The following is an 11,024-nucleotide window of genomic DNA, read 5'->3' as shown; positions in this document are numbered from 1 at the left end:
GCCGGCTAGCGGCTAAGTTGTCCCGCCGTCGTTCGCGACGACGTGGTCGAAGCGGCCGAAATCCATCGTGCTCTGTCCGCCCGACTCGCTGAACATGTCGGCAAAGCGCACGTTCCACAGGATGTCGGCTGCATTATAGGCGTGCCTTGCGTGCACCGTCTGGCCGGTAGTCTCGTCGATGCCGAGCACCGAGACGACGACCGCCGCATCCACTGCTTCCAGCGATTGTGCGTCGGCGCCGACGAGCGGGCTCGGCGCGGCGATCGGATGGACGACCGTCCAGCTCAGCGTGAACAGAAGGTTGGTCTGGCGGATCAGCGCGAGGTCGTGAAACCGCCGCACCTCCTCGCCCTCGAGCGTCACCTCGTCGCGAAGCAGCGCCACGTGCGCGCTGGCCTCGACCAGGCTCGTGCCGCGCTCGTTGGCCATGCGGAAGATCAGAGACGGCACGCCTTCGCGCGTCGTGATGATCGCGTTCCTGCTGAAGCGCACGCGCGCCGTCGGCCTGGCGAATTTGCTGAACGTGATGCCGGTGATCATCGCCAGGCCGACCAGCCCGACGAATACCTCGCAGACGACCACCATGTGCGCGGCAAAACTCTCGGGCGCCATCGTGCCGTAGCCGATGGTCGCGATGGTCTGGATGCTGAAGAAGAACGCGTCAGCGAACGATCCGGGCCTGGCGTTGGTCACGCCGCCGACGGTCATGTACGCGATCGCGAACAGCGCGTTGACCGAGAGATAGAGGCAGGCGAGGAAGACCAGCAGCATCGGCCACGACGCGGCGACCAGGCGATGGTAGATGTCCGAAAAGCCGTCCCGCTGCAGGCCGATTCGGCGATAATTGAGCCGCGCCTCGGAAGTGAGCGCCGGCATTTTTCGTGCGGTCTTGTCGCTCATGTCACTCGCGCCGAAATGGCGGCAGGTACCTATGACACGAACATCCGTAGCTGTCGCGCATTCGCGTCAGTGGGTGGTGCGGCCGAGGAAGCCCGAGACGCGCCGCACGACCCAGCGCGGAACCGCACGTGCGGAGATCGTCGCGAGGAGGTTGACGATACCGGGCACGCGGATCACTTCGCCGGCCATGCACGCGTCAAAGCCTTCGGCTGCTACCGCGTGGACGTCCGCCACGGTGAGCGAGATCAGCCTGGTGAACGCCGGGTCCTGTTTCTCCATGTACGTGAGCATCGGCGTGTCGGTGACGCCGGGGCAGAGCGCGGTGATCGTCACCCCGGTGCCGTCGAGCTCTTCGGCCAGCGATTCGGTCAGCGACAACAAGTACGCTTTGGACGCCGCATACGTCGCCATGTACGGCACGGGAACGAACGACGACGCCGAGGCAACATTGAGCACGCGGCCGTGGCCTCGTTTCGTCATCGACGGCAGGAACGCCGCGAGCACTTCGGTTGCTGCGGTGACGTTGAGCGCGACGATGTCCAGGTTCTCCTCCGGCGGCATCTCGTGGAACCGGCCTTGCGCGTTGATGCCGGCGTTGTTGACGAGGATGTCGACGACGACGCGGCGCTTGGCCAGTTTGGCCGCGAGCTTGGCGGCGGCGCCGGGCTTGGCGAGATCGGCCACCTCGACGGCGGCGCGGATGCCGTGCTTGCTTTCGAGGGCGGCGGCCAGCGCTTTCAGCTTGGCGCGGCGGCGCGCGACGAGCACCAGGTCGTGGCCGGCCGCTGCGAATCGGCGCGCAAGCGCTTCGCCGATTCCCGAAGAAGCGCCGGTAATGAGAACCCTGTCACGTTTTGCCATTGCAGGAACCTCGCCGAGATCCAGCACCAGCGCGGCGGTGCCCGACCTCCGGCAGTGTTTTTCTATCGCCTACGCAGTTGTCGCCAGCGGCCGGGCGGATTTTCTCAGCAGGGCCAGCGCCAGCACGAACACGACGACGGAAATGTATTGCGCCGCCGTCAGCCCGTAGACGCGCGGATCCGAATGCGGCAGGTCTGTGGCGCGCAGGAAGTCCATCAAAAAGCGGGCCGGCGCATACAGCGCCGCGATCGCGGCGGTGTAAATTCCCGGGCGATAGCCGGCCGAGCGTTCGCGTGCGTGCAGCGCGAGGATCGCGGGCACCAGCACGAGGACGGTGAACAGCAGCTCGTAAAACCCGAGGTTGTGTCGCGCGCCGGTGGGGTACGCGAAGGCGAGCGGAAAACTCGTCAGCGTTCCCGGGTGATCGCTGGCGAGCGTGCAGCCGAGGCGGCCGAAGATCCATCCGAACACCAGTCCCTGCATCAGGATGTCGGCGTGAGGCCACCAGCTTTTTTTGAGGCGAAAGAAGTAGAACCCGACGCCGACGAGCGCACCGAGGAAACCGCCGTAGGAACTGATTCCGTCCCAGATTTTCAGCAGCGCGACGACGCCGTCGGCCGCGATTTTTTCCGGATGATAGAAGACGGTGTCGACGACGTGCGCGCCGATGAATCCTGCGACCAGCGCCCATGCGGCGGCCGCTCGCATCTCGGCGACGTCGATGCCGCGCGCCGCTGCCAGGCGAAGCACGACCCTGTGACCGACGAGAACTCCGGTGACGACGAGCGCACCGAAAAGCTGGTAGTGCAGGGGCCCGACAGAGAACGACAGTGGGCCGGAGTACGGAGGAATCATCTGGCGTCAGGCACCGGGACGTACGGTCAGGCGGCTGAGCCGCGGGCAGGCGAGCGGCGCGATTCGGAGGTCGCACTGCACCTGGAACGCCCGACACGAAGGATCAGCGGCCACCGGATCTCGCGGTCGCCGTCGCCCCACAGCGTTGCGAGCTTTTCGCGAAACTCCGGCAGCGGATCGCTGCCCACGCTGCGCCGGTAGCCGTTCACCGACGACCAGGTTCCGAGGTAGGACATGAAGCGGTCGAGACTCCAGCGCGCGGTCATCGCAAACGGCGGTGCATCGATCGTATCGAAGGGAAACGTTACGCCGGCATACGCGGTATCAATCATCGCACGTTCGGGCGGCCAGTAGGGACCGACGGTTACGCCTGCAAAGCGTCTGAGAATCCGGTCGATCTCCGTGCTGATGTCGGCAATGCCGTAGCCCCATTCGGCGATCACGCCGCCGGGCTTGAGCACGCGAGCTGCCTCGGCGTGGAAGCGGTCGATGTCGAACCAGTGCAGCGCCTGCGCGACGGTGATGACGTCGACGCTGCCGTCCTCGAGCGGCGCCTGCTCGGCGCGCGCGATGCGGTACTCGACGCGATCGAACGGCTCGGCTTCGCGGATCTGCGCTTCGCTCGCGTCCGTCGCCACGACGGCTGCGAAGCACGAAGCCAAACCTTCGGCAGCCTGCCCGTTGCCGGTCGCACAGTCCCACGCGAGCTCGCGCGCAGGCGCACTGGTTGCGAGCCACTCGAACAACTCGGAAGGATAACGCGGCCTCCAGCGCCGGTAGTCGTCGCTGGCGTGGCTGAAGTGGTCTTTCCAGTCGGCGGGGCGCGCCTCACTCATCGAGAGTGATCTCCAGGATCGCACGCGCGTCGTAGCGTCCCGAAAGTTTCGAGAGCGCATCGACGATCCATTTCTGCCAGCCGTATTTGCGATCGAGCGCCTGGTAGGCGCGCGTGACGTCGGCGGGCGAGTCGACGATGCGTCCGGTGCCGGACCACGTGGGCGCGCCGCCGGGATTGCCTCGCCAGTCGCAGGTCGTGATCTCGATGCGCGAGTCGCTGCGAAGCCGCTTGACCTTGAACGATCCGGCCTCGGTGAACATGTAGACCTTGTCGCCGCCGACCGTGTGCCAGATCGGAACCGAAACCCTGGTCCCGTTGCGACGAAACGTCGTCAGCCGCGAATACGACGACGCGTCGAGCACCCGAAGCGCATTGGGGACAGACCCCATTCCATTGCCGCTATGGGGACTGTCCCCATTACTTTTCGCCATTGGGGGTATGATTGCCGCGGTTCGTCGAAGAAAGCACGCGCGGCTCAGGCGTGGGCCGAGTTGCGCCGCCTCTCGATGATGACGATCCGGCCGAGCAGCTCGGCCGGCGGGGGCGAGGGAACGGGCGTGATCTCGACGTTCGTGCCGACTCCCTGGACGAGGCGCAATCCCGCGGCCGTTTCGACGAATCCCTTGGCCCGAAGCGGCGCGCGCTGCTCGAGGCGGCGGCGGATCTCCGCCTCGGCGGTTCCCGCCGCAACCGCAAGCTCTTCGCAGACGTAGGACTGGTGGTTGTGGCGGTGCTCACGCTCTTCGATCCGCCGCGCGGCCTCTCGCGAGCCCGGCTCGGGCGGAAAAAACACCCGCGAGTCGATGTCCCCGAAACTGGCGCGAAGGATCGTCACGCCCGGCTGCATGTCGCGAAGGTAGCGTTCGGCGCGCGCCGCGTTTTCCTCGCTCACGAGGTCGGTCTTGCTCAGGAGAAGGAGGTCGGCCGAGCAGACCTGGTCTTCGAACGTGGCATCGAGGTCGCGCCCGGCGCAGACCTGCTCGGCACTGACGACGACGACCGAGCTTTCGTCGATTGCCCACGCGCGCACCGGATCGCGCCAGAAATTGATCAGCGTGTCGTACGGAAGCGCGACGCCCGAAGTCTCGACGACGACGCGCTCGGGCCCGGTTCTTTCCCAGAGCTGCTGGAGCGTGAGCAGGAGGTCGTCGGCCAGGCGGCAGCAGACGCAGCCGCCGGCAAGCTCGACGAAGTCGCCCTGGCTCGAAGCCAGCACAGCCTGGTCGATGCCGAGCTCGCCGAACTCGTTCGACACCACGGCCGTGCGGATTCCGTCGCGCTGGCCCTCTTCGAGAAGGTGGCGCACCAGCGTTGTCTTGCCGCTGCCGAGGAAGCCGGAGACGACCAGCGCCTGCGCCTTGTGCTTCATTGCAAGGTCCGGCGAGCGGTAGAGGTCCTGCGTGCCCACCAAAGCAGCCGCCGGTCGGTCGCGATGCCGTCGCTCGAATCTGCCCCGCTCACGGTGCGGCCGCGAGAATCGAAAACCCGTCGCCGGGATAGCGTGCGACCACAAAGGCCAGCCACCACTGGCGCTGGCCGCCGATCCGCTTCTCGAGAATTCCGCTGAGCAGGCTCTCGAGCGTGACCATCTTCTCGCGAGGCATGCGACCGTCGCCGTGCCCGCCGAAATACGTCTGCACCTCGGGATAGTCGTTGAGCAGCTTTCGCGTCGAAAGCAGGTACTGGCCGAGGTCGGAGCCCGGAAGGTTGGCGAGCAGGGTCCCGCCGTAGAGATGGTCGCCGACGAATGCGTAGCGGTTCGCGCGATCGACGAGCGCGATTTCATCGCTCGAATGCCCCGGAATGTGCACGATCTCGATCTTGCGGTTGCCGAGGTCGATCACGTCGCCGGGCTTCCACCACTCGGTGACGTGGAATCCCGATGCGAATGGCTCGAGGCTCTTCGACAGCGGCGGCGAGTAGTAGTTGTCGCGGGTGGCGGCGCGAGTTTCGGGCAGGTCGATCATCGCGACCTGATGGAAGCTGCCGTGGCTGCCGATGTGGTCATAGTGCACGTGCGACGCGACCGCAGTCATCGGGTTCTTCGTGACCTTGTCGGCGATGAACGCGACGTCCCGGGTTCCCGAGCCCGTGTCGACGAGGATCGCACGCGACTCGCCCTTGATCACGTACATCGTGTCCTGCTGCCAGTAGCGCGGCTCGTGGATCGCGTACGTGTTCTGGTCGATGCGCGAGACGTCGAAGTAGCCGTCGGTGGCCAGGACGCCGGGCGCAGGCTCGGGGGCCGGCGCGGCCGTCGCAGCAAGCGGCAAGCCCCAGAGAAGAAACGCGAGGATGAGGGGCCGGCGCATCGGAACGGTTGTAGAGACAGCGTGGCGGGGCAGCAAATCGCGCGACCCGTACGTCGGCCGCCACCGCTTGCGGTGCGCTATCGCCCGGCTTTCTTCGCTTGCGCGCGAACCCGGAAAAACCGGACGGGATAGTGCACGAAGACCGCCAGGGAGTAGCCGAGCATTCCCAGCGCAAAGTAATAGCCCCATTCGGACGCGTCGGGATAGAACTGCAGCAGCATCACCGCGGGCACCGCGATGAAAATGCCCGGCATGACGAGGTAGAGCAGCCCGGGCCACGGCGGTGTCGCCAGGAATACGCGACGGCCGATCTCGACCATCTCGTCCTCGCCGAGCGCCCTGGCCATGAGGATCTTCGAGGAATTGAACGCAGCGACGATGAACGACATCGTCGCAATGACGATGCCGAAAGGCGGCGATACGTAGGCAAACAGGCCGAGCACGACCGTCAGCGCCCCGAACCGCCAGCCGAAACGCCGCACGATGGCGTTGGCCTCGAGCTTCAGCGTCGGCGTTACCAGATAGGTGGTGCCTACGTCGGCGAGGCGCGAGCACACTGCCAGCGCGGCAATGACGTGCACGGAAAGTTGCATGATGGTCTCCTGGGCTTTCCTTCATCAGTGAGTCACGCTTCAGTGAGTCACGCGCGGGGCCTGTTCCTGCGCGGACGTGCTTCGGCCGTGGCCGTCAGTGGATCTTCGGGCCACGCGTGCTTTGGATAGCGTGCGCGAAGCTCCTTGCGCACCTGCACGTAGGTATTCTTCCAGAAGCTCGCCAGGTCTTCGGTCACCTGCTCGGGGCGCCGGTTCGGTGCGAGAAGGTGCATCACGACCGGAACCCGGCCGCCGGCGATGCGTGGCGTTTCGGCCATGCCGTACAGCTCCTGGATTCGAGCGGCCAGCACCGGCGCGCGGCCGGGCTCGTAGAGAAGCCGGATCGCGCTGCCGCTCGGCACCGCGATGCGCTCGGGCGCGTGACGATCGAGCGCGCGCTGCTGTTCCCACGAAAGGTGAGTGCGCAGCGCGTCCAGAAGCGGCGCGCGGCGCATCTCGTCGAAGGAACGGCGGCCGCCGGCAAGCTCGCGCGCAACCGCGCTGAGGTCGGCATCCTCGAAGCGGGGCAGCTCGAGCTCGGGCATCCAGCCCGCAAGAGATCGCACGCGCGCCAGCCACGACGCCACGTCCTCGTCTTCGAGATGGAGCGCACGCCGCGGATTGGCCGCGGCGATGTCGGCGAGCAATCGTCCCGCTGCATCCCGGGTCAGAGAGGCGGGTTTTTCTTCCAGCAGGAGGTCGCGATACCGCAGGACCGAGCGGGCGACGATGCTTTCGCCGGCCTCGTCGAATGTCGTCTCGACACTGCGCGAAAGCCACGCCGGCGGCAGCCACTCCGGCTCGATGGCCGATGCAAGGCGAACGAGGCTCTCGGAACGCTCGCCGCGGCGGCCGGCATCGATCGAGACGCAAAGAAAAAGAGACGCAGTGACCACGACGCTTTCGCTCGCCAGGCGCACGCCGCGACCTCCGGCCATGACTGCGCGGTCGCTTCCGGCCTGGCGTCGAAGCGCGACGCGGTCGGGATAGGCGGCGACGAGTGCACGCAGCAGGTCTTCATCCCTGTCGATCGATTCCTTCGCGCGTCGGGCAGACTCGCCATTTTCTCGCAACGATGCTTCGAGGTCTTTGGCGACGCGCAGCACCCCGTGCGCCGCGCCCACCGAAAGCTCGGGCCACGCAGCCGCGGCGCGCGACGAGGAGGCGGCAAAGCGTTCGAGCAGAACGACGCGTTCGAGCAGGTCCGATTCGTGCACGGTCGTTGCACGGCGCGGTGCTCCCCGTTCACCGTCGCGCCGCAGCGGATCTCGCTCGCCGAGCAGCGCGGCGGCAAGCGCGGCGCGAGCGCGCACCCCGAGCTTTTCTCCTTCGAGCAGCAGGCGCCCGATGCGAGGAGGCAGAGGCAACGCGGCCAGCCGCCGGCCAACGGCGGTCAAACCGGAATCGTCGATCGCACCGAGCTCATGCAGAAGCCGGTCCGCATTCCGGAGAGCGCCGGACTCGGGCGCTTCGAACCATGAAAACGACGCCGGATCCGCCTCGCCCCACGCGCGCAACTCGAGCAATGCGCGCGACAGGTCGACGCGGCGGATTTCGGGCTCTTCGACCGGCCTCAGCGCTGCGTCCTCGTGCTGGCTCCAGAGGCGAATGCACACTCCCGGCGCGGTTCTGCCGGCGCGCCCGGCGCGCTGCTCGGCCGAGGCGCGCGAGATTCTGCCGACTTCGAGTCGGTCGATGCCGACCGAAGCGTCCATCCTCATCACCCGCGCAAGTCCGGAGTCCACGACGGCGGTGACGTTCTCGATCGTGACGGAGGACTCGGCGACGTTGGTCGAGAGCACGATCTTTCGCCGCGGGCCGCGGCGCAGCACGGCGTCCTGCTCTTCGGCTGGAAGGTCGCCGTAAAGCTCGACGACGTCGATGCCCGACTGCGAGGCAAAGCCGTCGAGCGCGGCGCGGGTGCGACGGATTTCCGCGAGGCCCGGCAGAAAGACGAGCACGTCGCCGGCGCTCTCGCCGCAGGCCTCCCGCACCGCGCCCGCCGCAGCCGCTTCGACGTCGCGAACGCCGCGAACGTCGCGGTAGCCGATCTCGACAGGAAAGCTCCGCCCCGCACTCTCGATCACCGGTGCGTCGCCGAGAAATGCCGCGACCGGCGCTGCTTCCAGCGTCGCCGACATCACGACGATGCGAAGCTCGGCGCGCGCTTCCCGCTGCGTTTTTCGTACCATCGCCAGCGCGAGATCGGCATCGAGGCTGCGCTCATGGAATTCATCGAAGACGACCGCGCCGACTCCGTCGAGAAAAGGATCGTCCTGCAGCTTTCGCAGGAAAATGCCGTAGGTCATCGCGATGATCCGGGTGTCGCGACTGGTCTTGCGATCGAAGCGCACGTGGTAGCCCACTTCGTCGCCGAGGTTGCGGCCGCGCTCGAACGCGATGCGCCGCGCCGCCGCGCGTGCGGCAACCCGGCGGGGTTCGAGCAGGAGCACGGCGCCGGCGCATCCGGCGTCGACGAGCGCAGGAGCGACGCGCAGCGTTTTCCCCGCGCCGGTCGGCGCCTTGAGCGCAAGGTTGGGCTGGCGCGCAAGCGAGGCGACGACGTCCGCGAGGACCGCATCGATCGGCAGGGACGTGACGGACGTCATCGGATGCGGATCCTAGCAGGTTGCGGAAAAACCCTGGACCTCGGTCCGGAGTTTTTCCGCAGGCTGCTGGTCGAAGGGCGGATTCGAATCGACGCGGCGGCTATGGCATGGCATCGCGGGTTCCGCACCGGAGAGCTGCGCGCCGCGCCGAAAAGCGCCTCGCGCGAGGGAGAGTGACGTGAGCGAAGACCTCAACCCCGCCAACATTCTGCAGATCGCCGGCCTGTTCACGGCATCGAAGACGCTGCTGAGCGCCGTCGAGCTCGGCGTTTTCACCGCGCTCGCCTCCGCGCCGGCCGACCGCGCGGCGCTGGAAAAAAAGCTCGGCCTTCATTCTCGCTCCAGCGCCGACTTCCTCGACGGGCTCGTCTCGCTCGGCCTGCTCGCGCGAAACGGTTCCCTGTATTCGAACACGCCCGAGACGGCCGCTTTCCTCGACCGCAAAAGTCCGAGCTACATCGGCGGCTTCCTCGAGATGGCCAACGCCCGGCTGTATCCGTTCTGGAGCACGCTGACCGACGGCTTGAAGACGGGCCAGCCTCAAAACGAGATGCTGCACGGCGGCCCCGACCTGTTCACCGTGCTCTACAGCGATTCCGCACGGCTCGAACAGTTCGCGCGGGCAATGACGGGAATCAGCATGGGAGCGGCGCGCGCGATCGCGCAGAAGTTTCCGTGGGATCGCTACGAGACTTTCATCGACGTAGGGTGTGCCCAGGGGTGCGTTCCGGTGCAGGTCGCGCTCGCGCAGCCGCACATCCGTGGCGGCGGCTTCGATCTTCCCGAGCTCGCGCCGATCTTCGACGAGTATGCCGCGGCTAACGGCGTCGGCGATCGCATGAAATTCTACGCCGGCAATTTTTTCGAGGAGCCGATGCCGCGGGCCGACGTGCTCGCGATGGGCCGGATCCTGCACGACTGGGACCTCGAGCAGAAAAAAGTCCTGCTCAAAAAGGCCCTCGAAGCGTTGCCGGACGGCGGTGCGCTGATCGTTTACGAATCGCTGATCGACGACGACCGCCGCGCCAACATCTTCGGGCTGATGATGAGCCTGAACATGCTCATCGAGACCCGCGGCGGCTTCGATTTCACCGGCGCCGACTGCATGAAGTGGATGAAAGAAGTCGGCTTCCGCGAAACCTGGGTGACGGCGCTCAGCGGCCCCGATTCGATGGCGGTCGGGATCAAGTAACGGCGGCGGTCAACCGGGTCACTGATCGGCTGGCGCGCTATTCCTCTGGTGCCTGACCCCATTCACGATCTGTAATAATCCCAACTCACCACTGCGCGCGGTTCCGGTCGCTTCACCGGGCCGAAGTTCCCTTTCGGATAGCCGACAGGAATCACCGCGGCCAGCGTCACGTTCGACGGAAGGCCGATCGCCGCTTCGAACTGACCGGGCACGAAGAAATGCTGCGTCGTCAGCACGGCGCCGAGGCCGAGCGCGCGAGCGGCGAGCAGGATGTTCTGCACCGCCGGATAAGCGGTTGATCCGTCGGCAAGTCCCGAGATGCGCTGGCCGCCGGTGGCCATCCTGACGGCGCCGCCGACGCCGAAATGCTGCACGAGCTTCATCAACGTGGCAGGCGAGGCCAGCGCCTTGGCGAGCTGCTCGTCGCGCGCGATGCACACGAAGATCAGCGCGGGGACGTCGGCGATGTGATCGGCGAGCTCGGTTGCCACCGCCTTGGTTTTGTCGCGTTGCTCGACCGTCTCGCCCGGCCGCAGGTCGGCGGTGGCGAACGTCTCGAGATAGAAACCCCACGTCTTTTGCCACAGCGCCTGGATCTTTTCCTTCTGCGCGCGGTCGCGCACGATCACGAAGCGCCAGTTCTGGGCATTGCTGCCGCTCGGGCCGTGCAGCGCGGCGTCGACGAGCTGGAGCAGCGTCTCCTCGGGCACCGGATCGGGCTTGAGGCGCCGCATCGCGCGGCAGGTCCACATGATGTCGAAAAGGCGGGCGTCGGTCTCGGGCTGGGCCATGGCGATGTCCTCCGTCGGGCGGCCGGTCTTAGCAGTTGCGCAAAGCTACGAGAAAAGGATTCTTCCCTTTCCC

11 protein-coding genes are annotated in these 11,024 nt (G+C 66.6%); 1 reads left to right on the top strand and 10 read right to left on the bottom strand.

Annotated elements, in window-relative coordinates:
- Positions 1-12: 12 nt before the first annotated feature.
- The 9 genes from VGK20_05365 to hrpB all read right to left on the bottom strand — a co-directional run bounded on the left by VGK20_05365 (position 13) and on the right by hrpB (position 8,968).
- The gene (locus tag VGK20_05365; GenBank protein ID HEY2773462.1) at positions 13-900 is read right to left on the bottom strand and encodes an ion channel; all 888 of its coding nucleotides are present in this window, start codon (positions 898-900) and stop codon (positions 13-15) included.
- Positions 901-966: 66 nt separating this feature from the next.
- Entirely contained in the window at positions 967-1,761 is a 795-nt protein-coding gene (locus tag VGK20_05360) for an SDR family NAD(P)-dependent oxidoreductase (GenBank protein ID HEY2773461.1), read from the bottom strand.
- A 69-nt stretch (positions 1,762-1,830) separates the two neighbouring features.
- Positions 1,831-2,616 carry a prolipoprotein diacylglyceryl transferase family protein gene (locus tag VGK20_05355; GenBank protein HEY2773460.1) on the bottom strand — a complete coding sequence of 262 codons (786 nt, stop codon included), beginning with the start codon at positions 2,614-2,616 and terminating at the stop codon, positions 1,831-1,833.
- A 26-nt stretch (positions 2,617-2,642) separates the two neighbouring features.
- The gene (locus VGK20_05350) at positions 2,643-3,452 is read right to left on the bottom strand and encodes a class I SAM-dependent methyltransferase (GenBank protein ID HEY2773459.1); all 810 of its coding nucleotides are present in this window, start codon (positions 3,450-3,452) and stop codon (positions 2,643-2,645) included.
- Entirely contained in the window at positions 3,445-3,843 is a 399-nt protein-coding gene (locus VGK20_05345) for a PPOX class F420-dependent oxidoreductase (protein ID HEY2773458.1), read from the bottom strand. The genes VGK20_05350 and VGK20_05345 overlap by 8 nt, the downstream gene beginning before the upstream one ends.
- An 86-nt stretch (positions 3,844-3,929) precedes the next feature.
- Positions 3,930-4,823 carry a GTP-binding protein gene (locus tag VGK20_05340; protein HEY2773457.1) on the bottom strand — a complete coding sequence of 298 codons (894 nt, stop codon included), beginning with the start codon at positions 4,821-4,823 and terminating at the stop codon, positions 3,930-3,932.
- Between the two features lie 88 nt (positions 4,824-4,911).
- On the bottom strand, positions 4,912-5,766 hold the full coding sequence (locus tag VGK20_05335) for an MBL fold metallo-hydrolase (GenBank protein ID HEY2773456.1): 855 nt from the start codon (positions 5,764-5,766) through the stop codon (positions 4,912-4,914).
- A 77-nt stretch (positions 5,767-5,843) separates the two neighbouring features.
- Positions 5,844-6,359, bottom strand: coding sequence for a hypothetical protein (locus VGK20_05330; GenBank protein ID HEY2773455.1), 516 nt, complete (start codon positions 6,357-6,359; stop codon positions 5,844-5,846).
- Positions 6,360-6,406: 47 nt separating this feature from the next.
- Entirely contained in the window at positions 6,407-8,968 is a 2,562-nt protein-coding gene (hrpB, locus tag VGK20_05325; protein ID HEY2773454.1) for an ATP-dependent helicase HrpB, read from the bottom strand.
- A gap of 178 nt (positions 8,969-9,146) precedes the next feature.
- On the opposite strand from hrpB, the gene VGK20_05320 reads away from it, so the two are divergent.
- Entirely contained in the window at positions 9,147-10,160 is a 1,014-nt protein-coding gene (locus tag VGK20_05320) for a methyltransferase (GenBank protein ID HEY2773453.1), read from the top strand.
- Positions 10,161-10,222: 62 nt separating this feature from the next.
- Here VGK20_05320 and VGK20_05315 read toward each other — a convergent pair whose 3' ends face one another.
- The gene (locus tag VGK20_05315; protein ID HEY2773452.1) at positions 10,223-10,951 is read right to left on the bottom strand and encodes a nitroreductase family protein; all 729 of its coding nucleotides are present in this window, start codon (positions 10,949-10,951) and stop codon (positions 10,223-10,225) included.
- Positions 10,952-11,024 lie beyond the last annotated feature (73 nt).

Source organism: Candidatus Binatia bacterium, from assembly GCA_036493895.1.
In the GTDB taxonomy this organism is placed as follows: domain Bacteria; phylum Desulfobacterota; class Binatia; order UBA1149; family CAITLU01; genus DATNBU01.
The sequence above is the reverse complement of the archived record's forward strand: the minus strand, read 5'-3'. Positions and strand labels throughout refer to the sequence as shown.